The organism is Synechococcus sp. BIOS-U3-1 (genome assembly GCF_014279975.1).
Lineage (GTDB): Bacteria > Cyanobacteriota > Cyanobacteriia > PCC-6307 > Cyanobiaceae > Synechococcus_C.
Genome location: NZ_CP047936.1, coordinates 1,289,584 through 1,316,018, shown reverse-complemented (window position 1 = coordinate 1,316,018; position 26,435 = coordinate 1,289,584). Strand labels below are relative to the sequence as shown.

The following is a 26,435-nucleotide window of genomic DNA, read 5'->3' as shown; positions in this document are numbered from 1 at the left end:
GTTCTTGCTCAGGCGCTGAAATAACGAGCTTTGCTGTGCAACGCAACGAGGGCAGTAGTGCTCTGTTCCGGATGCAGCTGGTCACCTTCATCCATGCTCAGGCCGACACGATCAGCGCCGAGCCACAGCAACTGCTGCCGTGAATCCGCAACGTTGGGACATGCCGGGTAACCGAAGGAGTAACGACTGCCTCGGTAGCGCTGAGCCAACACATCCTTGAGCTGCATCCCCTCGGGATCAGCAAAACCGCATTCACGCCTCACGCGTGCATGGGTCCATTCGGCCAAGGCTTCGGCCATCTGGACAGCCAATCCATGGAAGAACAGGTAATCGCTGTAGGAATCAGCCTCGAACAGCTGTTGAGCGAAGACTGAAGCCTGTTCCCCCATGGTGACCGCTTGCATGGGCAGAACATCGCTGGGCCCCCCATCAGCGAGGTCTCTGTAGAAATCGGCAATGCAATAGCGATTCCCACCACGCTGACGCGGTAATGAAAAACGCCCGAGCTGACGGGATCCGTCCGGATCGAACACAACAACATCGTTGCCCTCACGTCCGCAGGGGAAATATCCATAGGCAACAGAGGGGTGCAGGAGGCTTTCGTCGATTGAGCGTTGAAGCCAGGCCTGTAGAACCGGTTCTGCTTTGATCTGCAGATCAGCCTCATAGTCTTCCCTTGACTGACCTTTGACTTTGCGCATCTGCCATTGTCCGGCAAACAGGGCTTGTCGGTCGAGATAGGCCATCACCTCAGGAAGAGGGATGTCTGCCTCACCTTGCAACACCTTCGGACCCAGAAAAGAAGGCTGAACAGCCTCTTCCTCAGGCACGGTGTCGGATCGAACGAAACTGACCGGGACAAGGTCTGCTTTGACCTCTTTGGCATTTTCAGTCGGATTCGAATCGTCAGCTGTAGCGGGCTCAGAGTGGGAACCTGATTCACCCCCGAGGGTCAGGCCGTCTGGGGTGCCATTCAGGAACCCTTTTTCGTTGTCCCACGACTCGGACTCACGGGCATCAACAAAGGCATCCATGAAACGCAGATCCGTGAAAGCGTCCCTGCCATAGAGAACCTTGCCGTTGTAAACCTCACTGCAGTCTTTATTGACAAATCGGGGCGTTAAAGCAGCTCCGCCCAACACAACTGGAACGTTGATTCCAGCTTCATTGAAGGCCGAGAGATTGTCCTTCATAAACGCGGTGGATTTCACAAGAAGTCCACTCATGGCAATGCAATCAGCCTGATGTTGCTCCTGAGCAGCAATGATGGCTCCAACATCTTGCTTGATTCCTAAATTGATCACCTCGTAACCGTTATTAGTAAGGATGATATCTACAAGATTTTTGCCAATATCATGAACATCACCCTTCACTGTGGCAATCAGGAATTTTGCCTTCGCCGACCGCTCGCCATCACTTTTCTCCATGTGCGGCTCGAGAAAAGCGACTGCAGATTTCATCGTTTCAGCAGATTGCAATACGAAAGGAAGTTGCATCTGACCTGAGCCAAAAAGCTCTCCAACAACCTTCATTCCATTGAGAAGGAAAGTATTGACGATTTCAAGAGGTTTGTAATTCTCAAGACCCTCATTGAGAGCCTCTTCAAGTCCGATCCGTTCACCATCAATAATATGCTGCTTTAGTCTTTCCTCAACAGGAAGATCTGCTAAAGAAGGACCAGAGGAGCGGGCCTCTTTGGTGCTGACACCTTCAAACAGTGTGGTGAGCTCTGTGAGTGGATCATAGATGCAAACATCACCATCAAAGCGGCGCGAATCGTTGATCAAGTCGCGACAAACCTGCTGATGATCCTCCTCAATTTTGATGAGAGGAAGAATCTTCACGGGAGAAACAATTGCCGCATCCATTCCTGCCTCGCAGCAGTCATGAAGGAAAACTGAATTCAGCGTAATCCTCGCAGCTGGAGATAGACCAAAGCTGACATTCGAGACCCCGAGAACAATATGAACTCCTGGCAATTCGCTGCGAATTCTGCGAATCGACTCAATAGTCTCAATTGCATTGCGCCGGTCTTCCTCAATCCCCGTTGAAATAGGGAGTGCGAGAGGGTCATAAAAAATTTCCCGAGCCGGAATACCAAACTCAACAGCATCTCTGTAAGCCCGTTTTGCGATTGCGACTTTTTTCTTAGCAGTTCGCGCCATTCCTTCTTCATCAATGGTGCCAATCACCACAGCTGCGCCATAACGGCGAGCCAATTCGAGTACTTTGAAAAAGCGCTCATCCCCATCTTCATAATTCGTGGAATTGAGGATGCATTTTCCGCCAGCAACTTTCAGTCCTGCCTCCATTTTCTGCCACTCAGTTGAGTCGAGCATCAGAGGCAGATTCACATTGGTGACCACACGAGTCACCAGTTCATGCATATCTTTCTCACCGTCGCGTCCCACATAGTCGACGTTCACATCGAGTACATGTGCGTTCTCTTTCAACTGGCCCCGTGCCAATCCAACAAGGCCATCCCAATCTTCTTCATTGAGCAGCTCACGCACCTTTCTTGAACCGCTCGCATTGAGTCGCTCGCCAATGATCAGGAAGGAGTTGTCCTGGAAGTAAGGAGTGGCCCCATAGAGAGAAGCTGCCGCCGGCTCATAACCCAACTGCTGGCGTTCAAGGTGATGAGTCCTCACTGTCCTGTTGGCCGGTTTCAGTTCGTCGGAAATTTCTGAAAGCGCTTTGATATGGGCAGGGGTAGTACCGCAACAGCCCCCGATTACCTGAACGCCAAGATCCTCCACGAAGTGCATGAGCTGCATTTTCAGCTCAATGGGAGTGAGCCTGTAGTGGGCAACGCCGCCGATGTTCTCGGGAAGTCCGGCATTGGGAATGCAGCTCACCACAAAGGGCGAGTACTCGGCCAGATACTTGATGTGCTCCTTCATCTGCTCAGGACCGGTGGCACAGTTCAAACCGAGCACGTCAATCGGAAACGGTTCAAGAATCGAGACCACGGCTGCGATATCAGAGCCAACCAACATGGTTCCCGTGGTTTCCATCGTTACGGAAACCATCAGCGGACGCCGTTCGCCACTGGCTTCAAAGGCGTCCTCAACACCCTGAAGAGCTGCTTTGATCTGAAGCACGTCCTGGCAGGTCTCGATGATGAACAGATCCACATCACCGGCAATCAGCCCTGCTGCCTGTTCACAAAAGGAGGCTCGTAGCGTGTCGAAATCAATGTGACCGAGGGTGGGGAGCTTCGTGGTTGGCCCCATCGAACCGGCAACAAAGCGCGGCTTATCCGCAGTGCTGTATTCATCAGCCAGCTCACGAGCCAGCTCCGCTGCACGTTTATTGAGAACAAACGCCTGATCTTCCAGGTCATATTCCACCAACACCACAGACGCTGCGCCGAACGTATCTGTCTCGATCACATCACAACCAGCCTCAAGAAACTGGCGATGCACAGCCTGCACCGCATCCGGGCGCGTGATCACAAGGTTTTCGTTGCAACCCTCGAGAACTTCACCGCCGAAATCATCGGCAGACAAATCCATCTGCTGCAGGGAGGTGCCGGTGGCACCGTCAAAGACCAGAACGGGACGACTGGGATCGTGCAGACGCTTCAGGAAGCGGGACGATTCGGTGATGGATTTCGTCTGAACTGCCTGCATCACCACTGGATCGGTGAATTCATTCTAAGAAATGCCGGGCGTCAGATCCCCCCTCTGAAGCCAGAGCCACAGACGACTCTAGGTTCAGCTCTCGAGTTCAATACGGGTAATCCAGTGCGCGTACTGCTCATCACGGCCCTCCGTGATGGCGACCAGCTTGGATCGAAGTGCTTCCATCAGCGGTCTCTGTTGGGAGAGAACCGTTGTTTCAAGTTGACGGATCGGAGTGATCTTGGCAGCAGTTCCTGTCAGGAACACTTCATCAGCAATGAACAGCTCGGTCTTATCAACAGGTCGCTCGATCACATCAATACCCATGCCCTTGGCCAGTTCAATCACGCTGGCCCGCGTGATCCCCTCAAGAATGTCCTGGTCTACGCCAGGGGTGATCAGCTGGCCGTCACGCACGATGAACAGGTTCATACCACTGGCCTCGCTCACCTTGCCGCGAGTGTTCATCAGCAGAGCTTCGTCAAATCCACTGGCGACAGCCTCCGACTTCGCTAGTGAGCTGGTGATGTAAGCCCCGCTGATTTTGCCGCGCAGGGGCAGTGAACGATCCTCCTGACGGGTCCAGCTGCTGATGCGACAACTCACTCCATCCGGTGAGAGATAGTCACCCAACTCCAGCCCGTAAATCAGAAAATCGGTCTCGATGTTGTGAAGTCTTGGCGCAATACCGAGATCGCTTGTGTAGACAAATGGCCTTAGATAAATCGGTTTGGTGGGTTTATTGACGTGGAGCATGGCCGTCAGCGCTTCCATCACGGTCTCTTCACTGAGCTCAGCCATCAACAAATGAGCGCTCTGAGAGAGTCGCCTGGCATGACGGTCGGCACGGAACAAAAGCATTCCTCCAGGCTTGATGGGATCTGGAATGGCCCGCATCCCGCCAAAGGCTCCTGTGCCGTAATGCAGTGCATGCGTCGCAACCGACACCTTGGCCTCCTCGAAAGGAACGCAGCGTCCCTGGAACCAGGCGTAGGGAAGGAACTGATGCATCGCTGAGGGTCCGTTGACCAGATCTTCTCACTTGTCAGTTCCCGATCGTCTTGTCCTCTGGAGAATGGGGACATGCATCGCCTAAGCAGCCTGCCAGGGGCCGACACCGATGGGCCGATCTCCTACGTGGAGCAACCCACTGCGCCGGTGTTGTTTCTCACCAGCGCCAGCTCGGATATCTCCGCCTTGGCAAGAGTTCTGGACACGCAGAAGCAATCGTTTTGGCACGACGGTATCCGTGCGTTGCCGCTTGATTCCCTCTCACATCCAGCCCAGATCGATCATTACCTGGCCGTCTGCACGGGCGAGACGCAGCTGATCGTGATCCGACTACTCGGTGGTCGTGGTCACTGGTCCTACGGCTTGGAGCAGTGCTGCTCATGGCTTGCCAATCAACCGGGCCGGCAGCTGCTTGTGTTGGCCGGAACGTCAGAGCAGGACCGTGAACTGCATTCGCTGAGTAGCCAGCCTGAGCCCTTCTGTGATGCGATGGCGTTGCTGCTGCGAGAAGGCGGAGCAGACAATCTCCAACAGTGGCTCGACGGACTTCAATGGATTCTCTCCACTGCTTCGGACAAGGCTTTTGCCACGGATCCACCGTCACTGACGTTGACGGCTAGTCCCGATCCCGACCCCTACGACTGGCGGCAGGAAGAGGGGCCGAGGATCGGCGTGCTTTTGTACCGCGCCCATCGCCAATCAGCCGATGTTCATTGGTGTGATGTTCTGCTCGAAGCCCTTCGATCCCAGGGACTGGTCCCAAAAGCACTTTGGGTGAGCAGCCTGCGTGATCTGGCCGTACAGAGGGCCGTGAAGGACCTTTACCGGCAGCAGGACGTGGAGCTGGTCATCACCTCCACGTCATTTGCATCTGTTCAGTTCTCGGAAGCAGGACTTGGGGCACCCCTCTGGGATGAACTGGATCGTCCTGTTCTGCAGATGCTGAGCTCCGGACGATCCCGTGACCGCTGGCAGGACTCCTTTCAAGGATTGGATCCCATTGATCTATCCCTTCAGGTTGTGCTGCCCGAGCTGGATGGTCGCATCACGACACGCATCGGCGCCTTTCGCGAAGTGGACCGCGCGGATGAGCGTTTGTGCACGGCGGTAAAACGGCTTGAACCTGATGATGCTGGGTTGAATTGGATTGCTGAGCACGCCAAGGCCTGGGTCAGATTGCGTTCTACGGAGGCCAAACAGCGTTCACTCGCACTGGTCTTGGCGAATTACCCCCTCAGAAATGGCCGCCTGGCGAATGGTGTCGGACTCGATACGCCCGCCAGCTGTCTCAACATCCTCCGCTGGCTTCGCGATGACGGGTTCGATCTTGGTGAGCGTCTGCCGGAGGATCCAGAACTCCTGATCCAACAGGTTCTCGACGGTCGCACCAACGATCCGGAAAGTCACACCAGGCCACCAATGACTTATCTGCCGCTGTCTCACTACCAGCACTGGTGGAGATCACTGCCTGAGGTAGCTAGATCACCGATTTTGGAACGCTGGGGTCCACCAGAGAATGCTGTTGATCTTGAGCCGCTCGGCTTCGCGATCCACGGTGTGCGATTCGGCCGGGTGGTTGTTCTGGTGCAGCCCAGTCGTGGCTACGACGCCGATCAGCTCAGTGATCTGCATTCGCCGGACCTGCCCCCTCCCCATCGCTATCTGGCTCAGTACCTCTGGCTACGTGAGGTCCATCACTGTGACCTGATGCTGCATGTGGGCAAGCACGGCAGTGCTGAGTGGCTGCCGGGGAAATCAGTGGGTCTCAGCCCCTGCTGTGCTCCTGCACTCGCACTGGGTGCCATCCCCCACCTCTATCCATTCATCGTCAACGATCCGGGCGAGGGTTCACAGGCCAAACGCCGCGGGCATGCGGTGATCCTGGACCACCTCACACCACCCCTCGGCCGGGCCGGTCTGCATGGAAACATGCTGTCCCTGGAGTCACTTCTGGATGAATACATCGAAGCGAGTCAACTTGGTTCCTCCCGGTGCGCTCAGATCCAACAACAGCTGATCCAGCTGCTGATCGATCTGAACTGGCCAATGATCGAGACGATCCTGGCGAAACAAAGCTCGTCAGCAGACATCAACGACTTGCTGGAGCAAGTTGAGACCTACCTATGTGAGCTCAAGGAAGCACAGATCAAGACCGGCCTGCATCGTCTGGGTGAGCATCCCCAACCAATGCAGCTGGCGGAGTTGTTGCTGGCAATCGCCCGCTCCCCGGCCTCTGATCGGCCAGGGCTGACCCAGTGGATGAGCCGCAGTATTGGCCTTGAGTGCGATCCCTGGAAGGACGAGGACGGAGCTCTGTTGTCGGATCAGGATCGCCAGATCCTTGAACGCCATGGTTGCCATCAACCCCGGCGACTCAGCGATGCGGTGGATTGGGTCGAGGATCAGGCGGAACAGCTTCTCCTGCAGCTGACCGACGGCGACGGATGGGAATCGCATGATCCTGCAAAGCCACTGAACAACTGCTTTCAGCAACTGCTGAGCTCAGAGACCCTGCCCGGTCCACTCCAGTTCATCAAGACTGATCTCTGGCCTCGATTGCTGCAGTCGGCCAGTCATGAACATCGCGCCGTCCTGGCAGCAGCTGGCGGCCGACGCATCGCCAGTGGTCCCTCTGGTGCACCAACCCGTGGACGGGATGACGTGCTGCCGACGGGGCGCAATTTTTATTCCGTGGATCTGAGAGGTCTACCGACGGAAGCGGCCTGGGATCTAGGACGTCGCAGTGCCGAACAGCTACTGGATCTGTACGAACTCGAAGAGGGAGAACCACTGCGGCATTTGGCCTTATCGGTCTGGGGAACAGCCACGATGCGCAATGGAGGTGAAGACATTGCACAGATGTTGGCCTTACTGGGCGTGCGTCCCGTTTGGGATGGCCCTACGCGGCGCATGGTGGACCTCGAGTTGATTCCGCTGACCCTGCTGGATCGCCCTCGCGTCGACGTCACTCTGCGCATGTCGGGTTTATTCCGGGATGCCTTCCCCCAGCTGCTTGCCTGGGTCGATCGTGCGCTGTCCATGGTCGCTGGGCTTGATGAATCCGACAGCGACAATCCCCTTGCAGCGGTGACACGCAGCAAGGGACCTCAGTCCCGACTGTTTGGATCCGCACCAGGATCGTACGGAGCTGGACTTCAGGCCCTGATGGACTCAGGTCAGTGGGAACGGCGAGATGAGCTCGGAGAGGCTTATCTCGCCTGGAGTTCCTGGCGCTATGACGCGGAAGCGATAGCCCATAACGACCGAGCCGGGCTCGAACAGGCTCTCCAGGACGTTCAGGTTGTTCTGCACAACCAGGACAACAGAGAACATGACCTACTCGATTCTGATGACTACTACCAGTTCCAGGGGGGCCTAGCGGCTGCAGTGAACCGAGTCAGCGGCAGAGATCCGAAACTGTTCTTTGCTGATCACTCCCGAAGCGAGCGGTTAAGGATTCATCGTCTGTATAGGGAGATCGACAAGGTTGTCCGCAGCAGAATGCTCAACCCCCGATGGATCGAGGGGATGAAGCAACACGGATACAAGGGCGCCTTTGAGATGGGTGCCAGTCTTGATTATTTGTTCGCCTATGACGCCACCACCGGCTCAGTCCCGGATTGGTGTTACGAGAAAATCGCTGAAAGCTGGTTGCTGGCTGAAGATGTCAAAGACTTCCTGTTGCAACGGAACCCCTGGGTCATGAGAGACATGGCCGAACGTTGTCTGGAGGCTGCGACAAGGGGTCTCTGGGCCAACCCCGATGCCTCGCTCCTGGATGCAATCAGACTCTTGTTGCTCGAATCGGAGCGAGCGGTTGAAGGAAATGACTTCAACCGCTGATTGGCGGACTTATTTATTGAGGTCCCGAACCATGGAGAGGAACGGATCGATTGACCCTGGCTTATTACTCTTTTGCGAACCTGAGGTGGACGCCTTCGGTTCTTCCTTGGGTTTGAGCTCTTGTTTACGGGCCAATGGAGCTGCATCGGCAGCAGCCGTGGCGTTGACACCTGCTTGGATCAAAGCGTTGCCTTTGAGTTTCTGATCCAGCTCTGACTGGGTCATCGTTTCGGCAAAGGTCTTCTTCACCGGCTTGGGAATGCCGTCTTGGATGACCCTAGTCACCTCCTCTTTCACCTGAGTACCACCGAGGCCCTCCGTGCGCTTGTCAACCTTGAGATCCAGGGCATCGACCTCAGTGACTAATTCTTTGCCACCTGGACTATCGAGTGTTCCAGGAAAGGTACGTCGGATGGTTTTGGCCTCGCGCATGTAATTGCGATCTCCCAGCGACGAAGACTTGTCGCTGTCGAGGAAGAAGGCTTCCGGCTTGGCTTTCTCTGCCTTTGGACCGGTTTGGGGCTCGTTTTGATCCGAGCTGGAATTAAGCAGACGATCGAAGAGGCCCATACCCACAGACAGGGAAGTGCGTCGAACTTAGCGACCTTCTAGGTCTAAGCCGTGACTGTCTGTTCCACACGTACGCAAAAGGCCAAGGTTCTTCAAGCGGCGATCAATGGCTTCACAGACCACGGGAGACCAGCTCCAACGGGGTTGCATGTCGTAGTCGTACCAGGCTTCACCTCCGTCAAATCCAAGTTCTGCAGCGGCATCAATCAGATCAGCGAAGCCGACTCTGTACCGACCTGGATGGGCAAGAATCGCCAGCCCTCCAGCATCATGAATTGCTTCACAGACGCTCTCGGCTCTGAGTGCTTCCCCCACAGCTGCATCACCGTGGTTGTAAATAGCAAGTGACCTGTGAGCCGGTTCGAAACCGAGGGCAAGAACGTGAACCAGGCAACCGCGCAGGATTGCACTGATTTCCATGCCGCTCCAGAGATATGGGACCGTTTGACCGCAATCACGCTGCTGTTTGAGCCAGTCCTGCATGGGTTGGAACGACAAACTGGAATGGTGATCCGTCACAGCCAGTTGGGTAAGCCCTTTGGCAGAGGCCTGCTGAATCAGTGCCAGAGGTTCAAGACTGCCGTCACTGCAAAGGGTGTGGCAATGAAAATTGAATTGTCCTGGGCAGCTATCGGGACCGACCGTCTCCAGTACAGACCTCAAAGGATGGTGATCAGCCGGCATGGGTGGCCTCTGTGGAGGCGGCTTCGTTTCCAGCAACACTGTTAGCTGCCTTAAGTGCTGCAGCTTCGTGGGCAGCAGCCTCGTCTGCAGCCGCCTCAGCTCGAAGACGGCGCCAGCGAGCGTAAAACTGAATCGAGCCCGCCATGAAGACCACCAAAGCAACGATGAACCAGGTGGCAGCACTAGTAGGGAACTGGGTTTTAAACACCACCAGCATCACCACAATCACCAACAGCAGTGTCGGCAACTCATTCAGTGCCCGCAGCTGTTTTCCGTTCCAACTGAAGGTACCGGCCTGCAACTGAGCCATCACCCTGTAGCAAAAGGCGTGATAGGCCACTAGAGCAGCCACGAAGGCGAGTTTGGCGTGCATCCAGCCTTGCTGAAGCCACGCAGGCTGAGCGATCAACAGACAGATCGCCATCGATACGGCAACCACCATCCCTGGGGTCGTGATGATGTTGGCAAGGCGTTTCTCCATCAAGCTGTACTGCTGTTGGAACGCCACCCGCAGCTCTGGTTCCAGTTCTTCAGCTTCGACGTGATAGATGAACAGCCTCACTAGATAGAACAAGCCAGCAAACCAAACCACCACACCAACGATGTGCAGTGTTTTGAACCAGAGATAGGCCTCAGGAGGAAGCGACATCAAACGGAACGGTATGAATTGACCATAAACAGGGTTCAGGTCATCGACTCAAAGAATCCGTCAGCCCGGCGTTGATGAGCGACCAACACCGCCGGATCCATACGGTCCAGGTTGCGAGCCATCATCGCCAGCCGGAACTGGCTTCGGAAGAAGTTCTCGTGTGTCTTGATGAAACTCCAGAAAAGTCCATCCCAGATCTCGCACCACTCACCCCTCCGGTAATCCGACATTTTGCGAACGTAATTCGATCCGGAGAGATAGGGCTTGGTCGAGAACAGTCCTCCATCAGCGAATTGACTCATCCCGTAGACATTGGGGACCATCACCCAGTCGTAGGCGTCCACGAACAGCTCCATGAACCAGCTGTAGACACGGTTGGGATGAAAGCCGCAAAGCAGCATCACATTGCCCAGCAACATCAATCGCTCGATGTGATGGCAATAGCCGGTATTCAAAGCATGGTGAATAGCGTCATCGATCGGGGGCAAACCAGTCGTGCCCTGATAGAAGGCCTCGGGGATTGGCCTGTCCTCGAAGTTCCAGAAATTACCGGTACGCATCTTCACCCCATGGAGCTTGTACATCGCCGCCATGAACTCTCGCCAGCCAATAATCTGGCGAATGAAACCTTCGAGCGAATTGAGCGGCACGTCCCCCTCCGCGGCCCTTTGAAGTGTGCGATCGAGAATCTGCTGCGGTGTCAGCAGGCCGATATTGAGCATTGGGGTCAGCACGCTGTGCCACATCACCCGATGCTGCGTGCTGATGGCGTCTTCATAGGCACCAAAATCCCGTAGTCGATTGCTCAGAAAGTCCTGCAACCAGGCATCCGCAGAATCATGGTCAAGCGGATAAGCGAACAGATCCCAACGACCGATCAAAGGGAGGTTCTCCTGTTCCAACTCCTGACGCGACCGATCCACTACAGCAGCGGAACTGGCTTTTGGTTCCTGAGGAACAGCGATTCCTTTCGGCAGCTTTTTGCGGTTGTCGGCGTCAAAACTCCAACGACCTCCGACCGGGCTCCCATCAGCTTCGAGAAGAACGTTTAGGCGTTTACGTTGCATTTCATAGAACTTGGCCATGAGAGGCTTGCGTCCGGTCGCGAAGTGCTCGTTGATCACGGAATCCGGTGTTAGCAGCATCGGAGTTGCGCTGATGTTGAGCTTGCAATCGTTTCGCTCAGCAAAACGATGCAGGCGTTGACTCAGCAAATCGTCAACTGGATCCGCCAGATGGAAGTGCCTGTAACCCAGGGCGAATAGAGCCTGGAGGTGCCCCTGAGTGTCTGCTGCCTGGTGGTGGCGACGTTCAAGAACTGTGAAACCCCGTTCTTGAAGGCCTTCTACATAGACAGACATCGAGCATCGATGCAGCAGCAAGCGCTGACGATGCACCTGCATCGGCCAGTGCGGATCCGTGCCGAAGAAGAGCGGATCCTCAATCAGGGCCACTGGCCGGCCTGGCTTCAAGCTCGGGTGATCGGCAAACAGCTGATTCGGATAAACGAGGGTGAGCTCCAACTTCATTCCTCCCCGGCCAGACGACATGCACGTCGTCCGATGGAGGTGGCGTAAGCCCTGTCCACCGGACCAGACATGGGACTGAGCTGGCCCGCTCTGCAGTTCATCACAACCTTTTCTCGATGGCCAAGCTGGTCGTTGAGTTTCAGCACGAGCTGCCAGTGATTCTTGGCACTGCGTGTGATGTCATCTGCACAAACCGGACCAGTGCAGAGCCCCGGCGAGGCGTTGACCACAGCAGGAGTCATCAGACCAACCACCAGACCAATCACCAGTGCGGCCAACGTGAAAGCACGGATCATGGCGTTGAAGAGTCCGGGTCTTTAATCTGCCCATCCTGCTCTCCCTCTTGATTTCCATCTTCATCAGGATGGAAGAAGCGATGGATGTCTCGAGCCAGTGCCAGACCAACACCTGGCGCCAGAGCGAGTGTTTCAACCGGTGCCAGCTGAATGGCATCGATGGAATGGAAATGACCCAGCAGATCTTTCACGCGTTTTGGACCGACGCCTGGAATGTCAGACAGACGTGATCGTTTCATCCGCTCACCCCTCTGCTGTCGATGGAAGCTCACTGCAAACCGGTGAGCTTCATCGCGAAGGCGACGCAACAGGGCCACGCCGAGCTGATCGGGTTCGCTCTCCAGCGGCTGACTTTCACCTGGTAGAAAAATTTCTTCTCTTTGCTTGGCCAGAGAACAGACATTGAGATCCTGTTGCAGGTCAAGCTCTCTAAGAGCTTCCATCACCGCGGAGAGCTGGCCCTTTCCTCCGTCAATCATCACCACATCCGGCCAGTCATTAAGACCATCGGTCTGCAGGGCACTTCCTCCCCGATGACGCAGGGCTCCAACATCAACACCTTCCGCCTTAGCGCGAGACCAACGGCGGAAGCGGCGCCGCATGATTTCAGCCATGGCCATGAAATCGTCGCTGTGCCCAGCCCTGATGCTGCTGCTGCGGATTTTGTACTTGCGATAGTGCTGCTTAGCCGGCAGGCCATCAATGAACACCACCTGGGATGCAACGGCATCGCTGCCCTGAATGTGACTGATGTCATAGCCCTCGATCCGTCGTGGTGGCGAAGGCAGCTCCAAAAGCTGAGCGAGATCTTCGGTCGCGAGAGCCTGCTGCTCCTGCCCTTGCTTCGCCCGTTGGAGCTCATAGTCGGCATTGCGCTGAACCAGTTCAATCAGATCTGCTTTCTGACGCTGCTTCGGGCAGTGAATCTGAACCCTGCGCTCGCGCTGTTCCGTCAGCCACTCCTCGAGGAGGGGCTGTTGGAGAAGAGGGTGCTGAACGAGCAGCTCGGGAGGGATCTCAACAGCGTCCACCTGGCTGTAGTGCTCTTCAATCACACGCTGGAGAATCTGTCCGGGATCCTGATTGCAAGCATCAGCCATGTAGCCGAGTCGCCCGACGAGCTTGCCAGCCCGCATTTGGAACAACTGGACGGCAGCTAGCCGTTCATCGGCAGCCATGGCGATCACATCACGGCTGACGGAAGCATCGGGCAGGCTCATTTTCTGATCTGCCGTCAGCTGATCAAGACCTTGGAGCTGATCACGCACTTTTGCGGCTGCTTCAAAATCCAGACGTTCGGCATAGCGATCCATCTGTTGGTGAAGGAGTTTCTGAAGCTCGTCGCTTCGCCCCTGAAACACCATCGCCACCTTGCGCAGCGTGCGGTGGTAGTCCTCTGAGCTGATCTGCTCCTGGCAGACACCAGGACAACGTCCGATGTTGTAGTTCAGACAGGTGCGGTCCTGATGCAATGGCCTAGGACGTTGCCTAAGCGGGAACACCCGCTTGACGAGAAACAACGTTTTCCTCAACAGACCCACATCGACGTAAGGACCGTAGAAACGATCCAACGGGCTGCGAAAGCGTCGACGCCGAGTGATGAAAATTCTCGGGTAAGCCTCACTCCAAGTAATGCAGAGATAGGGATATTTCTTGTCATCCTTGAGCAGCACATTGAAGTGCGGCTGCTGGTTCTTGATCAGATTGGATTCCAACGCGAGTGCCTCTGCCTCGCTATCGGTCACGATGAACTCGATCTCAGCGATCTGACGCACCATCAAACGGATGCGTGGACTCAGATCGTGTCGGCTACGGAAATAACTGCGCACCCTGCTGCGCAGACTCTTTGATTTGCCGACGTAAAGAAGACGATCCTCAGCGTCACGCATCAAGTAGCAACCAGGTTCGGTCGGGATGTCCTTCAGCCGACGTTCCAGGCGATCCGGTTGCTCGAGCAAGGTGGGCATGCCGAGAATCTAGTGATGCTGATGTGCATAGGATCCGGCCAGCACCCGCTGAGGTTGTCGCGATGAAAGCGCTCTATCCAGGCAGCTTCGACCCTTTGACCCTCGGTCATCTTGATCTGATTGAACGCGGATCATCACTTGTTGAAGAACTGATTGTTGCGGTGCTTCAGAACCCAGGAAAGTCACCCGCCTTTTCGCTGGATGAGCGACTGCATCAGATCCGTGTCTCGACTGGCCATCTCAGCAACGTGAGTGTGATCAGTTTCGACGGTCTCACCGTTGACTGCGCCAGATCCTCTGGCACACGACTCATCCTGCGTGGTCTGCGTGCGATGAGCGATTTTGAATACGAGTTGCAGATCGCCCATACAAACCGTTCACTGGATCCGGATTTTGAGACAGTGTTCCTCAGCACGTCTGCTCACTACAGCTTTCTCAGCAGTTCTGTGGTGAAGGAAGTGGCCCGTTTCGGGGGATCTGTCGACCATATGGTCCCCCCGGTGGTGGCGGAGGACCTCATGAGGTTCTTTAATTCGGCTTTCAACCAACCGCAGCGATGAGCGAGATCCGGTTCTCCGTACTCGACCAGCTCGACCAGCTCGAGGAGATCGTTCTGGAGGGAAGTCGCGTTCCCTTCAGCGGCGGAAGGCTCGTTAACGAGCAGGATGCTGTTGAGTTGCTTGACGCGGTCCGAGAAGCAGTGCCCGGCCAAGTCGAGCAGGCCGATCAGCTGCTCCAAAAGCGTGATGAGTTCATTTCCACTGCCCGAGCTCAGGCCGACGAGATCGTCAACAAAGCCCAGCAACAACGCGAACAGCTTCTTGCCCAAGCGTCGATCCGTCAGGAAGCGGAACGTCAGGTCAACGACATGCGTGAACAGGTTCGCCAACAGTGCGAACAGATGTTGCAGGGCGTCCGTCAGCAGTCCGCCCAGATGGAGCAGGACATGCAGTCGAAGCATGCGCAGCTTGAGCAGCAGTTTGCGTCCCGTCGCCAACAGCTTGAGCAGGAGTCGTTGCAACGACGGCAACAACTTGATCAGGAAGCCAATGAACTTAAGCGACAGCTGACCGAGCAACATGAGCGCAATCGCCAGCAGTCACTCCAGGAGCTCGAGCAAATTCGTGTTGAAGGACTTCGGTTGCAGAAAGAAGCTCAGACTGAAGCCGAGCGACTTCACCAAGATGCTCTCCAGTTCAGACAGCAGACACAGCAACAGTGTGAATCGCTGATTCAGCGGAGCCGTCAAGAAGCTGGGAATGTGCAGGATGGAGCAAACCGTTATGCCGAACAGACCCTCGGTGAACTCGAGCAGAGGCTCAAGGAGATGGCTCAAGTGGTCCTGGCCGGACGCCAAGAATTAGTGAAAATCCAAACCGGACGTCAAGATCCATCCGAGGTTGATGCCAAAGATGGCAAGACCGTTCCGATCAGCCGAGCACGTCGGGCCGCTTCGCGGGTGCGAAAGATGAGGGGCATGGGCTGAACCTCTGGACCGATCGCAGGATTTGCCCCATCACCGTGTTGGGGCTCACAGATCCGTTGGAAATCATGCTCACGTATCTGGGACCGTCCACGGTTTGTAGGTAACCAGAAATGCTTCGAACGCCGCTGATGGTTCCTGTCTTGCCTCTGAAGCGTCCATCAAGAACGGAACCTCGGTAAAGATTGCGCAGAGTGCCCCTCTGCCCTGCAATGGCCATTGAGGCCTGGTAGTAAGCGGAGTACGGATGTTGATCCATACGCATCAGCAGAGCTGCAATTGTGTTGCTCGTGACCCGATTGTTGCGTGACAATCCACTGCCGTCGGCCACTCGTAGCCCCTGAATCGGCAACCCCTGCTCGACCATCCAGCGCTCCGTTGCACGGGAAGCCGCCCTGACGTCCCAGACTCCTGAAGCCTGGCGCAGGAGCACCTCAGCGGTGAAATTATGGCTCTCAGTGTTGGCAAGACTGAGCAGTGCATGCATGGGAGCAGAACTCTCCTCATGCAGCACCACGTTCTCCTGATGCACAGCTGAAATCGTTCCAATAAGAGGCTGCCCCCTCTGGATCTGAACCGTTCCGCCGCGTCGCATCGCTTCTTGCTGGAACAGTCGTTGCAGGCGCAAATAGGGATCGCTTACGGCACCACCAACGGCATTGCTGGTCAGAGCCAGACGCGTAATCGGAGCGCCATAGGCATAACCACGATCGGCAGGGTGCCAATCGCTTGGCCACCAGTTGCTACGAGGCTCCTCTCGCACCATCAGTTTGACGGCCTCCACAGAGTTGCCTCTGGCGCCACCCTGACGAAGAGCGGCAAGAACAAACCGTTGAAGACCTGCGATTCCAAGATCTGGATCTCCCTGGCCGTTCAACTCCATCGAGCCGTCTGACCTCTGAATCAGCTGGGTTTTCAATCGGAAATCAGGGCCAAGTCGATCAAGGGCATAGGCCGTACTGATCAACTTTTGATTGGACGCTGGAATTCTCGGGACGGAACCGTTGACGTCCCCAAGAACATCTCCATCGCTATTGAGAACAGTGACGGACCAGACTCTTGCTTCGCTTCCAAGATTGGTTCTAAGAGCTTTGACAAGAGCTGGGCAAGAACGACCACGCTGCAGCTGGGGGAATGGTTGCTCTGTTGGTGGCGGCGGCGGGATATTCAGCGGATCAACTTGTCTGGCGGCCACAGGCATGGCCAGAGGAATCAGTAAAAATCCAGAGGTGACGAACATGGTTCTCATTGCACGGAGACTCCACTGACGATTCCGTTCACCCGATAAAAACGGCCTTCAAGTTCTACAGGAATTCCCACTTTGAGCTTTGTTCCTGCGATGACAACACCGGACGAGGTGACTGTGGCGTCTCCCTGGAGAACGAAACGGGCATCGAGCATGCCTTGGATCTCCCTGTTGGGGTCATCAGCCATCACAACGCTGCCATCAGGAAGAACAGATGCAAGCTGACGTCTGATGTCATCGATTCTGATCAGTTGCACACTCCCAGCTGGCTGATTACGGATCACCAGGGATGTACGACCTGATTTCAGAGCTTCCGCGATCAACTGATCCGGATCCGCAGCACTGGTGTTGCGGACATCCACAGTGACCTCCACCGGTTGGATGGCCCCTGTAGCCCTGGCGACGGTGTTACTGAGCTTCGGACTCCACAACACACCTCCGACAGCCACCAGAGCAACAACCACTGCGGCTGCGTCGATGATGGACATTGATCGAAGGCGATCAGAGAAGGCCATAGGAGTGAGCTTGAGACGGCAACACTAAAAGTGATGGGCCTGGGTATCAACCACGCAGATCGTCGATGAAACGATCCATCGCCCCGAGGGTCTGTCTCAAACCATCCCCTGCACTGGCAAGAGCCTCGTCTATCTGTTCCTGATCTGGACGGGCATCGAATTGCTGTACCCAGCGATATCCGTCCGAGTCCTGTCTGAAGAGGTCCCACTGCTGCTGATGTTCCTGCAACAGAGCTCCTTGCAAAAAGGGTTCCAAATGAAAGGCCGATTGCCAGGTGGACATAAATCCCTTTCGTCGCTGACGAGCCACGCTGCCGATTCCGACTGCAGCATCTTCCAAACGGCTGTTCAACAACACAACCGGTTCAAACCACTGAGCGCAGATCGCTTCAACTGTTTCGTAATCGCTTGGTTGAGCGCCAACAATCAGTAAGAGATCACCACGCCCAGCCCAGGCAGGGTCGCGTTGCAGCTGATTCAGATCGACGCAGCACTCAGCAATGTCAGGTCCATCACGCTTAGCGAGGGCTGCAGCGCCTGCATCTGGCCAGGCCAGCAACAGGCTGATACCGCTATCCCTCAAGGCCTGAGTCAGTCGGATGGAGGGTCCGAGTAGACGAAGGCCCTCAAACTTCCAGGTCACTTGCCAGCGGCCACGACGTTTGGTGCTGAGGACCTCACAGAGAGCCACGAAAGTCCGCTGTTCAGCTTCGGATAAATCTGCGGGAAGAACGGCGCTCAACAGGGTCTGTCAGATCATTGGGGCGGAGCGTACTGCCGCTGGAGCATCAACTGCTGAGTGCCTGCTCTAGTCCGGCATGAAAGCGCTGCAGAATCTCATCAAGCAGCTTGTGTTCAATCCACGGACCGAGGCTGATTCGGATGCTGGATCGGCGCATGGTCACTGGAGTGCCCATGGCGACCAAGACAGGGCTGTCGCTGTCCTTTCCAGAGGAACAGGCACTGCCGCTGCTCACCGCCAATCCGCACGCATCAAGACAGCGAACTAGACCACGCCCTGAGACAGGCTTGCCGTTGTAATCGCTCACCAGCAGTGACAGATGGTGAGGCAGTCGATTCTTTGGATCTCCACAGAGCGTCAGCCGTTCATCCCTGAGCAATTGGTCGCGTAAAGCGTCTCGCAGGTCAGCGATGCCCTGTCCTGATCGAGCGAGATCGACTGGAGGACAACATTCGATCTGATCCAGCGCAGCGGCCATGCCGGCAACCAAAACAACTGATTCAGTACCACTCCTGAGGCCTCCCTCCTGCCCCCCCCCCGAAAAGAGCGGCTCCAGAGTCGAGCGGTGCGATTCACGAGTCATCAGCAGGCCGATCCCTCGAGGTCCCCCACACTTGTGGGCCGAGCAGCTCAGTAAATCAACGGGTAACTGCTTCCAGCTCGGAAGTGCCTGGCTCATGACCTGGGTTGCATCGGTGTGAATGGGAATCCCCCTAGATCTGCAAGCGTCTGCAACGCTCAGCAGAGGTTGGATCGTGCCGACTTCACCCTGCCCCCAAACCAAAGAGACCATCTTGGTAGGTGGCGCCAGCAACTGGTCTAGAAGCTCGAGTCTGACCCTGCCCAGCTGATCAACAGGCCATTCGGTCACGTCCCAGCCACTCATGGACAGCAGATGAGCTGCTCCGGAGACGGCGGGATGTTCCACCGATGAGATCACAATCCGGCCCGGTGAACATGAGGCAGCAAGCCCATGAAGCGCGAGATGAATGGATTCAGTGGCACCAGAGGTGAAGACCACATCCTGGTGATCTGCACAAAGGTTTGCAGCAATCTGAGAACGAGCTCTCTCAAGCGATTCAGAGGCTTTTAGACCGAAGCCATGCAGACTGGAAGGATTAGCCCAGGCTTGATCCTGGGTCTCGATCATGCGTTGCAGTACCCCAGGCCTTAGGGGGGCCGTGGCGCAGGCATCGAGATAAATCACACGGCTCTCAGGGTTGGGTATCGCGTTGGAGACGCGAAAGCGTTCGCTGTTCTAGGGATTCAGTGGCGATGTTGATCATCGAATCCAGGGAGTTAGAGGCAAGAAACTTCTGAGCTCTGGACTGGGCTTCCTCCTCTGAACATGCATCAGCTGATTGGCTGTTGTCGGACTCATGATTGGCTGCTTGGAGTGGCGCAGCTTGTTCCGCTTTCACCACAGATGCTTCATCAATGCTGAGGTCAGTGATTGAAGCCTGAAATGGGATGAGATCAGGATTGAGAACACCATCGAACACGGAAACGGCAGGACCAGTCATGAACACCGATGCAGCGTTGTTCTTCCAGCTGATCTGAAGAGGGCCACCCGGCAACTCAACAGTCGCTTCCCGGTCGCTGAGACCGAGCAGAACAGCAGCCACAAGCGTTGCGCAGGCGCCTGTACCACAGGCAAGTGTGGGACCGGCTCCTCGTTCCCACACTCTGATTTCAAGTTGAGAGCGTCCGTGAACTTTCAGAAAATGCACATTGGTCTTGGCCGGAAACACCTGGTGGCACTCCAGCTCTGCCCCCCAGCGCTCAAAAGGGATGGAGTTGAGATCGTCGACGGGAACGATCGCATGGGGATTTCCCATACCCACTGCGGCAAGTCCAACAGTGTCACCACCAAGGTTGAGATCACCCACAGGCAGTCCGGTTACATCAGCTAAGAGGGTGGTGGGGACAGAGTCAGGCTCCAAAAAGGGACCTCCCATATCCACACGGATCTGGCCATCATTCTGAAGTTCCGGAATGATCAGACCAGCGGGGGTCTCGATCGACCATCGACGTCCCGGACCATCTCCATCGCTGTCAGCGAGGAAGCGAGCAAGACAACGAATTCCATTGCCGCACATCTCTGCTTCAGACCCATCGGCATTGAAGATGCGCATGCGCAGCTCAGCATCGTTCTCCGGAGGAAGAGCCAGGATCAATCCATCAGCTCCAATGCCGAAGCGTCGATCACAAAGGCGTTGGACCCAGCTTGGATCGGGGGTATGAATCTCGGCGGGCAATTGTCCGGAACGTCCCTCCATCAAAATGAAGTCGTTGCCGAGCCCTTGATATTTACTGAACGTCAGCATTCAGAATATTCCTGTGATACCAACACGTTACAGGATTTGAAGAATTGATATTCAACATCCAACCCTGTTCAGCTGAATGCGACTCCAGAACTCAAACCGGGCCGATCCCTGTTTCCTATCTCCACCCCTATGAGCTCTCAATTCAGGTTGTTGATGAGAGAATTGCCCAACCTCCGAGCATTGCCACGAGAGGCAAGATGAGCAGGAGTAAAAAATTCAACACGGAATTCTTAGCAAAATCGCCGCTAATTTAATGGTAGCGGCAGACAAACGTGTTGCATTGATCAGATGATTGCAGCACAAAGACGAATCAAACGATACGTTGATCGATAACTTTGATTTGCCTGCAAGAAGCTCGCGATCGATGGGCCAGGCAGTCTCCAGCACAGCTTCAATTCTTAAGACTGAATGTCTTCACGACAATCCAATTCTCCATAATTTTCTCGTCTTGTACTTGGTTGCCAGTCAAATAATCACCCTCATAGCCAAGGTACAACGACTGCTCAGAGTTCAGCTCACAGCGTCTATTAAATAACGCATAGTCCATACCGAATTTGATGATTTCACGTTTTGATTCCTCTTTCCACTGATAACAAAGCTCATCAGCCTCGGTGCCTTCCAGCATTGCCTGAGGAGACATAAAATACTGACAACCTTCCAGGAGAAGCCCTAAAACGACACAACTCAATAGCCTTGTTGAGAAAATCATTTCTATTTGAATACGTATTTAAGCAAAAGGCTACTCCACGCTGATTGAAGAAGTGAATCTATTTAAGTAACACTAAAATTCGGAATTGATCGATATTTTGAGCAGCACTGTTTAATCGCAACGAATTTCGATTAATCTCCCTTGAAACCGATTAAAACAATCACGACGTATACAGCTATCAATGTCTAATCATAGGGGCGCTAGCTCGAATATCATTGTTAATCAAGGTGAGACCCAGAATCCGCTGTAATACCAGTCGTTTAGGAATTGATTCAGTTCCTCATCTGTTTGACAGCCGCTCTCCTTCACCAGTTCATCATCAGAATCCACTTTACGGATCTCATAAAAATCTTCAGGAGTAAAGTCACCTTCGTCAAGTTGATCCAACATGGACGCCCACTGATTCGTCAGCGAGATGAGCAATTGCTCTCTTGTTTCAGGCGTTAGTTTCAAAGATCAAGACCGTAATCGGTACTTCAATTGTGTAGGACAGGTTGATGCCTTGTTATCAGGCACGGACACGATCAGTCTGCAGGATCACTCGATAACCGAGCAACCCACCGCTCTCGCCTGATTGACGTTGCCATGGGTCTTTGCTGGAGTGCGTGAATCATGGTCTTTTTTATTTCCACATCATGGATTCAACGGGCTTTGATCCCAGCTTGCCCGGTATACGATTGATTCAGTCATGGATTCGTGAGCAGCGCGTGCTCGGAATCGAGCTGAATGATGGCCGCAGATTGGATGGCCGACTCGCTTGGCAGGATCCTCACTACTTTGCACTCCAAAAGGACGAAAGCAACGACCCCATCTTGATCAATCGACTGGCGGTGCTCACCATTCGCCCCCTGGCCTAAGCGACTTCAGGACTGCTTCAAGAGAAAGGCCTCAAGCTGTGTCACGATCGCTCGCAGGTGTTCTCCTGATGTGACAGCCCCGCAGTCCTCATCCATGCCCGAATCCACCCCGGGGCTGTCCGACCGCTACGACCCCTCACTCCTCGAGGAACAGTGGCAGCGGAAATGGGACCAAGAGGCTCTTTATCAAACGCGAGAGCCAGGGCCAAACCAGAAGGCCTTTTATGCGCTTTCGATGTTTCCATACCCCTCCGGCAGCCTTCATATGGGGCATGTTCGGAACTACGTGATTACCGATGTGATCGCCAGAGCTCAGCGCATGCGCGGTGATGCTGTGCTGCATCCGATGGGTTGGGACGCCTTTGGGTTGCCTGCTGAAAACGCGGCGATTGAACGCAACGTGGACCCTGGGGTCTGGACGGACCGAAATATTGAACAAATGCGCAATCAGCTCGGTCGTCTGGGGCTATCGATCGACTGGTCACGAGAACAGGCCACATGCCATGAGGACTATTACCGCTGGACGCAGTGGCTCTTTCTCGAGTTGCATTCAGCAGGCCTGGCCTACCAGAAAGAAGCAACTGTCAACTGGGACCCCATCGACCAAACGGTGCTTGCTAACGAGCAAGTTGATTCCGAAGGGCGCTCCTGGCGTTCCGGTGCACTGGTCGAGCAGAAAAACCTAAAGCAGTGGTTCTTGAAAATCACCCAGTACGCGGATTCACTGCTCGACGACCTAAATCTGCTTCAGGGTTGGCCTGAACGGGTCCGAACGATGCAAGCCAACTGGATCGGACGCTCGATCGGGGCTGAAATCGACTTTCAGGTGGAAGGCCACCGCGACGTCACGATCTCTGTGTTCACAACCAGGGCTGACACCCTCTTCGGTGTCAGTTATGTCGTTCTGGCCCCTGAACATCCATTGGTTGATGTTCTCACCACTGCCGATCAGCGTGAATCGGTCGAAGCCTTCCGCGATCTGGTCGGCGAGCTTTCGAACGATGAGCGAACGGCGGATGAGCGCCCCAAGCGGGGTGTCGCCACGGGTGCCGAGGCGGTGAATCCGGCCAACGGTCAGACCGTGCCGATCTTGGTCGCTGACTACGTCCTGGCGGGTTATGGAACCGGAGCAGTGATGGGAGTACCCGCCCATGACGAACGCGATTTCCGCTTCGCACGAACTTACGAACTACCTGTGCAGCGCGTGATCCAGGTGGACGGCGCTGATGAACACCTCAACGACGGTGAGGCATGGACAGGCCCTGGAACCCTGGTGAACAGCGGAGCGTTCGATGGACAGAGCAATGACCAGGCCAAGCAGTCGATCACCGAACTGGGAACGACAAATGGATGGGCACGAGCGAAGCGTCAATACAGGCTTCGAGATTGGCTGATCTCGCGGCAGCGCTACTGGGGTTGTCCGATTCCAATCATTCATTGCCCTGACTGCGGCGCACAGCCGGTTCCAACGGATCAGTTACCGGTGGCTCTTCCAAAAAACGTCAACCTGGCTGGCAAAGGGGGATCACCACTTGCCGCACTTGATGCCTGGGTGAAAGTCCCTTGCCCAATCTGTGGGAAGCCGGCAAGGCGCGAGACAGACACCATGGACACTTTCATGTGTTCGTCCTGGTATTTCCTGCGATTTGCTGATCCTCACAACTCCGACCGTCCTTTTAACAATGAGGCCGTGAAGCGCTGGCTGCCCGTTCAGCAGTACGTGGGAGGCATTGAGCACGCCATTCTGCACTTGCTCTATTCGAGATTTTTCACCAAAGAACTGAAGGATCGCGGACTGATCACGGTTAGTGAGCCCTTCGAGCGGCTGTTGACTCAGGGAATGGTGCAAGGGGTGACCTACCGCAATCCACGTACCGGGAAATATGTCGCTCCGGCTCTGGTTGCTGATCAGGATGCTCCCACTGACCCCGACGACGGAGGGGAACTTGAGGTGCTGTTCGAAAAAATGTCCAAGTCGAAGCACAACGGAGTCGACCCAGCACTGGTCATTGACCGCTATGGAGCGGACACAGCTCGGATGTTCATCCTTTTCAAAGCACCACCGGAGAAGGATCTTGAGTGGGATGACGCCGATGTGGAAGGCCAGTTCCGCTTTCTTCAACGTCTCTGGCGTCTGGTGGACAGCGTCAGGAAAGTGACAGCTCCGGATCAACTATTCAGCAACAACTCAACAGAAAGACCCGCAGAGCTGTCGGAATCAGAAACAGCAATTCGACGTGCCGTACATCTAGCTATTCAGGCTGTGGGTGAGGATCTCAGCGGCGATTTCCAGTTCAACACCGCGATTTCGGAATTGATGAAACTCTCGAACAGTCTTTCAGGACCTGTACTTGAAGCATCAAGACCGGTCCAGGTGGAGGCGATGGGAGCACTGATCAGACTTCTGGCTCCATTTGCACCGCACCTTGCAGAGGAATTCTGGGTTCGACTCGGTGGAGAGGGCAGTGTTCATGACCAGACCTGGCCGGTCCATGACCCAGAAGCACTCCTACAGGACACTGTTGATCTAGTGATTCAGGTCAAGGGAAAGGTTCGTGGAACCATTCAGGTTCCAGCTGACTGCGACAAGGAAACACTTGAGAGCCTCGCGCTGGCCAGCGAAGTGGCCGAGCGCTGGTTGGATGGAAAGCCGCCCAGACGGGTGATTGTGGTGCCTGGAAAGCTGGTCAATCTGGTGCCTTCCTGAATGCCGATCAGGATTGACTGAAACGCAGAGTTGCCGGTTTGTTCCAGTCGCCTTGTGCCTGATAGCCGCGATTGTTACCGGTGAGATGGCGCACAATCCAGAAGACTGCTTCAACCGATCCTTCACCGATGGCCTGTTGGATCTCCACAACTGAGCGAGACACGCCATCGCTGAGTACTTCCTCCACCTGGAGCTGGAGTTTGAGGATCGCCGCTGCGGCCTTCTTGCCGGCCTCTACTCCGGGCTGGTGATAAGCATTGATGTTGACCAGTTCTCCGTAGAAGCCCACGGCACGCTCAAAAAGTGCAATCAGAGCACCAAGTCGGCGAGCATCGAATTGACGCATGCTGATACTCAAGCTCTGCCGTCCACCTTCAGTCAGGGCCGAGCGGGTTCCCTGAAGGAATCCATCGAGAAAGTCTCCAGGCCTCTCTCCATTGATCTCGGGGATGTCCTCAACATCACGAAGCACTTCGATGAATGTCACGAAAAAATTGTCGACACCATCTCTCAATTGCTGAACGTAGGCGTGTTGGTCCGTTGACCCCTTGTTGCCATAAACAGCAATGCCCTGATGGACCACATCACCATTGCGATCGAGTCGCTTACCGAGAGACTCCATCACCAGCTGCTGCAGGTAACGACTGAACACCTCCAGACGATCGCGATAGGGGAGCACGACCATGTCGCGCTTGCCCTTGCCTTCCCCGGCCGAGTACCAGGCTGCTGCCATCAGTGCTGCAGGGTTGCGCCGCACATCACTTTCACGAGTAGCTTCGTCCATCTGAGACGCACCGGCCAGGAAACTGCGGATATCAGATCCGATCAAAGCTCCCGAAACCAGACCAACAGCACTGGTGATGCTGGTGCGGCCTCCGACCCAATCGAACATGTCAAAGCGCTGAAGCCACTGTTCATCGACGGCCTGTTGATCGAGCTTGCTGTCAGCCATGGTGATCGCCACAGCCTGAGCCGACCAGTTCCCCCCGACCGCCTTAATGCGATGGCGTGCCTGCTCCATTCCCATATGGGGCTCAGCTGTCCCTCCGGATTTGCTCACCGTGACAACCAAGGTGGTGCGTAGAACATCACCAAGCTCGCTTAGGACCCGACTCATTCCATTCGGATCCACATTGTCGAAGAAGTGGAAGGGAAGGCCTACACCCTTGTCCTGAAGAGCACGAATCATCAACAGAGGGCCGAGTCCACTGCCACCGATGCCGATCCAGAGCACATCCGTGAAGGGTTGACCAGTCGGAGACTTAATCGTTCCGTTGATCACCGCCTTACCGAACTGCTCGATCTGATCAATTTCGGAGGCAATGTGCTGACTCACTTCCGGATCAGGAGCCAGTTGAGGATGTCTCAGCCAGTAATGACCAACCTGACGACTTTCATCTGCATTGGCGATGGCACCGTTCTCAAGGGCCTTCATCGCCTCGAAAGCCTTTTCCAGTCTGGGTGTGAGCTCTTCGAGCTGAGCATTATTCAAGTGCATGCGACTGACATCCAGCCACATACCGAGGTCCTCGTGGTGCCAGAGAAGATCACAGAATCTCTGCCATTGAATCTGGGCATCCGTGGCACTGAAATCCGGGAAACTCATCTAATGGAGAGAACTCTCTGTGCCGAAGTTATCCACGATCCAGCGGAATGCCCATGAACTGAGACACC

21 protein-coding genes are annotated in these 26,435 nt (G+C 55.2%); 5 read left to right on the top strand and 16 right to left on the bottom strand.

Annotated elements, in window-relative coordinates; translation table 11 throughout:
- Window positions 1-8: 8 nt before the first annotated feature.
- Together metH and SynBIOSU31_RS06880 are read right to left on the bottom strand one after the other, a co-directional pair.
- Entirely contained in the window at window positions 9-3,635 is a 3,627-nt protein-coding gene (metH, locus tag SynBIOSU31_RS06885; RefSeq protein ID WP_186492689.1) for a methionine synthase, read from the bottom strand.
- Between the two features lie 84 nt (window positions 3,636-3,719).
- The gene (locus SynBIOSU31_RS06880; protein WP_186492688.1) at window positions 3,720-4,637 is read right to left on the bottom strand and encodes a branched-chain amino acid transaminase; all 918 of its coding nucleotides are present in this window, start codon (window positions 4,635-4,637) and stop codon (window positions 3,720-3,722) included.
- Window positions 4,638-4,709: 72 nt separating this feature from the next.
- Here SynBIOSU31_RS06880 and cobN point away from each other — a divergent pair, with 72 nt between their 5' ends.
- Window positions 4,710-8,480: a cobaltochelatase subunit CobN gene (gene cobN / locus SynBIOSU31_RS06875; RefSeq protein WP_186492687.1), complete on the top strand. Its 3,771-nt coding sequence runs from the start codon at window positions 4,710-4,712 to the stop codon at window positions 8,478-8,480.
- Between the two features lie 9 nt (window positions 8,481-8,489).
- Here the strand turns inward: cobN and SynBIOSU31_RS06870 are convergent, their stop codons facing one another.
- The 6 genes from SynBIOSU31_RS06870 to uvrC are packed head-to-tail and all read right to left on the bottom strand — an operon-like array spanning window position 8,490 to window position 14,175.
- Window positions 8,490-9,050: a hypothetical protein gene (locus SynBIOSU31_RS06870; protein ID WP_186492686.1), complete on the bottom strand. Its 561-nt coding sequence runs from the start codon at window positions 9,048-9,050 to the stop codon at window positions 8,490-8,492.
- Window positions 9,051-9,077: 27 nt separating this feature from the next.
- Window positions 9,078-9,734 (bottom strand): PHP domain-containing protein, encoded by a 657-nt coding sequence (locus SynBIOSU31_RS06865; RefSeq protein WP_186492685.1) that lies wholly within the window; start codon window positions 9,732-9,734, stop codon window positions 9,078-9,080.
- Window positions 9,724-10,383, bottom strand: coding sequence for a protoporphyrinogen oxidase HemJ (gene hemJ / locus SynBIOSU31_RS06860; RefSeq protein WP_186492684.1), 660 nt, complete (start codon window positions 10,381-10,383; stop codon window positions 9,724-9,726). Before hemJ ends, SynBIOSU31_RS06865 begins: the two co-directional genes overlap by 11 nt.
- 35 nt (window positions 10,384-10,418) lie before the next feature.
- The gene (locus SynBIOSU31_RS06855) at window positions 10,419-11,906 is read right to left on the bottom strand and encodes a cryptochrome/photolyase family protein (protein WP_186492899.1); all 1,488 of its coding nucleotides are present in this window, start codon (window positions 11,904-11,906) and stop codon (window positions 10,419-10,421) included.
- A gap of 2 nt (window positions 11,907-11,908) precedes the next feature.
- Complete coding sequence (locus SynBIOSU31_RS06850) at window positions 11,909-12,154, bottom strand: hypothetical protein (protein WP_186492900.1); 246 nt, start codon at window positions 12,152-12,154, stop codon at window positions 11,909-11,911.
- 50 nt (window positions 12,155-12,204) lie between these two features.
- Window positions 12,205-14,175, bottom strand: a complete 1,971-nt coding sequence (uvrC, locus tag SynBIOSU31_RS06845; protein WP_186492683.1) for an excinuclease ABC subunit UvrC — start codon at window positions 14,173-14,175, stop codon at window positions 12,205-12,207.
- Window positions 14,176-14,237: 62 nt separating this feature from the next.
- Here uvrC and coaD point away from each other — a divergent pair, with 62 nt between their 5' ends.
- Both coaD and SynBIOSU31_RS06835 read left to right on the top strand, forming a co-directional pair.
- Entirely contained in the window at window positions 14,238-14,735 is a 498-nt protein-coding gene (coaD, locus tag SynBIOSU31_RS06840) for a pantetheine-phosphate adenylyltransferase (protein ID WP_186492682.1), read from the top strand.
- Complete coding sequence (locus tag SynBIOSU31_RS06835) at window positions 14,732-15,661, top strand: hypothetical protein (RefSeq protein ID WP_186492681.1); 930 nt, start codon at window positions 14,732-14,734, stop codon at window positions 15,659-15,661. The genes coaD and SynBIOSU31_RS06835 overlap by 4 nt, the downstream gene beginning before the upstream one ends.
- On the opposite strand, the gene SynBIOSU31_RS06830 is transcribed toward SynBIOSU31_RS06835, so the two are convergent.
- From SynBIOSU31_RS06830 to SynBIOSU31_RS06800, 7 genes are all read right to left on the bottom strand, one after another.
- Window positions 15,606-16,907: a D-alanyl-D-alanine carboxypeptidase/D-alanyl-D-alanine-endopeptidase gene (locus tag SynBIOSU31_RS06830; protein ID WP_370593693.1), complete on the bottom strand. Its 1,302-nt coding sequence runs from the start codon at window positions 16,905-16,907 to the stop codon at window positions 15,606-15,608. The genes SynBIOSU31_RS06835 and SynBIOSU31_RS06830 overlap by 56 nt on opposite strands.
- Entirely contained in the window at window positions 16,904-17,419 is a 516-nt protein-coding gene (locus SynBIOSU31_RS06825) for a DUF4330 domain-containing protein (protein WP_186492679.1), read from the bottom strand. Before SynBIOSU31_RS06825 ends, SynBIOSU31_RS06830 begins: the two co-directional genes overlap by 4 nt.
- Before the next feature lie 46 nt (window positions 17,420-17,465).
- Complete coding sequence (locus SynBIOSU31_RS06820; RefSeq protein WP_186492678.1) at window positions 17,466-18,161, bottom strand: DUF1995 family protein; 696 nt, start codon at window positions 18,159-18,161, stop codon at window positions 17,466-17,468.
- A gap of 46 nt (window positions 18,162-18,207) precedes the next feature.
- Window positions 18,208-19,368: a cysteine desulfurase family protein gene (locus SynBIOSU31_RS06815; protein ID WP_255477407.1), complete on the bottom strand. Its 1,161-nt coding sequence runs from the start codon at window positions 19,366-19,368 to the stop codon at window positions 18,208-18,210.
- 7 nt (window positions 19,369-19,375) lie between these two features.
- On the bottom strand, window positions 19,376-20,488 hold the full coding sequence (dapF, locus tag SynBIOSU31_RS06810; RefSeq protein WP_186492677.1) for a diaminopimelate epimerase: 1,113 nt from the start codon (window positions 20,486-20,488) through the stop codon (window positions 19,376-19,378).
- 391 nt (window positions 20,489-20,879) lie between these two features.
- Complete coding sequence (locus SynBIOSU31_RS06805; protein ID WP_255477406.1) at window positions 20,880-21,128, bottom strand: hypothetical protein; 249 nt, start codon at window positions 21,126-21,128, stop codon at window positions 20,880-20,882.
- A 291-nt stretch (window positions 21,129-21,419) separates the two neighbouring features.
- Window positions 21,420-21,650, bottom strand: coding sequence for a hypothetical protein (locus SynBIOSU31_RS06800; RefSeq protein WP_186492676.1), 231 nt, complete (start codon window positions 21,648-21,650; stop codon window positions 21,420-21,422).
- Between the two features lie 209 nt (window positions 21,651-21,859).
- Here SynBIOSU31_RS06800 and SynBIOSU31_RS06795 point away from each other — a divergent pair, with 209 nt between their 5' ends.
- Window positions 21,860-22,054 carry an Hfq-related RNA-binding protein gene (locus tag SynBIOSU31_RS06795; RefSeq protein ID WP_370593692.1) on the top strand — a complete coding sequence of 65 codons (195 nt, stop codon included), beginning with the start codon at window positions 21,860-21,862 and terminating at the stop codon, window positions 22,052-22,054.
- A 70-nt stretch (window positions 22,055-22,124) separates the two neighbouring features.
- A complete protein-coding gene (gene leuS / locus SynBIOSU31_RS06790; RefSeq protein WP_370593691.1) occupies window positions 22,125-24,761 on the top strand; it encodes a leucine--tRNA ligase in 2,637 nt (878 codons plus the stop codon).
- A gap of 7 nt (window positions 24,762-24,768) precedes the next feature.
- Here leuS and SynBIOSU31_RS06785 read toward each other — a convergent pair whose 3' ends face one another.
- Entirely contained in the window at window positions 24,769-26,367 is a 1,599-nt protein-coding gene (locus tag SynBIOSU31_RS06785; RefSeq protein WP_186492673.1) for a glucose-6-phosphate isomerase, read from the bottom strand.
- Between the last annotated feature and the right edge of the window lie 68 nt (window positions 26,368-26,435).

What these genes read in the sequence shown, in the direction of transcription:
- metH (WP_186492689.1), bottom strand. Translation starts at nt 3,635, where the DNA reads ATGCAGGCAGTTCAGACGAAATCCATCACCGAATCGTCCCGCTTCCTG.
- SynBIOSU31_RS06880 (WP_186492688.1), bottom strand. Translation starts at nt 4,637, where the DNA reads ATGCATCAGTTCCTTCCCTACGCCTGGTTCCAGGGACGCTGCGTTCCT.
- cobN (WP_186492687.1), top strand. Translation starts at nt 4,710, where the DNA reads ATGCATCGCCTAAGCAGCCTGCCAGGGGCCGACACCGATGGGCCGATC.
- SynBIOSU31_RS06870 (WP_186492686.1), bottom strand. Translation starts at nt 9,050, where the DNA reads ATGGGCCTCTTCGATCGTCTGCTTAATTCCAGCTCGGATCAAAACGAG.
- SynBIOSU31_RS06865 (WP_186492685.1), bottom strand. Translation starts at nt 9,734, where the DNA reads ATGCCGGCTGATCACCATCCTTTGAGGTCTGTACTGGAGACGGTCGGT.
- hemJ (WP_186492684.1), bottom strand. Translation starts at nt 10,383, where the DNA reads ATGTCGCTTCCTCCTGAGGCCTATCTCTGGTTCAAAACACTGCACATC.
- SynBIOSU31_RS06850 (WP_186492900.1), bottom strand. Translation starts at nt 12,154, where the DNA reads ATGACTCCTGCTGTGGTCAACGCCTCGCCGGGGCTCTGCACTGGTCCG.
- uvrC (WP_186492683.1), bottom strand. Translation starts at nt 14,175, where the DNA reads ATGCCCACCTTGCTCGAGCAACCGGATCGCCTGGAACGTCGGCTGAAG.
- coaD (WP_186492682.1), top strand. Translation starts at nt 14,238, where the DNA reads ATGAAAGCGCTCTATCCAGGCAGCTTCGACCCTTTGACCCTCGGTCAT.
- SynBIOSU31_RS06835 (WP_186492681.1), top strand. Translation starts at nt 14,732, where the DNA reads ATGAGCGAGATCCGGTTCTCCGTACTCGACCAGCTCGACCAGCTCGAG.
- SynBIOSU31_RS06830 (WP_370593693.1), bottom strand. Translation starts at nt 16,907, where the DNA reads ATGAGAACCATGTTCGTCACCTCTGGATTTTTACTGATTCCTCTGGCC.
- SynBIOSU31_RS06825 (WP_186492679.1), bottom strand. Translation starts at nt 17,419, where the DNA reads ATGGCCTTCTCTGATCGCCTTCGATCAATGTCCATCATCGACGCAGCC.
- dapF (WP_186492677.1), bottom strand. Translation starts at nt 20,488, where the DNA reads ATGCTGACGTTCAGTAAATATCAAGGGCTCGGCAACGACTTCATTTTG.
- SynBIOSU31_RS06805 (WP_255477406.1), bottom strand. Translation starts at nt 21,128, where the DNA reads ATGTCTCCTCAGGCAATGCTGGAAGGCACCGAGGCTGATGAGCTTTGT.
- SynBIOSU31_RS06785 (WP_186492673.1), bottom strand. Translation starts at nt 26,367, where the DNA reads ATGAGTTTCCCGGATTTCAGTGCCACGGATGCCCAGATTCAATGGCAG.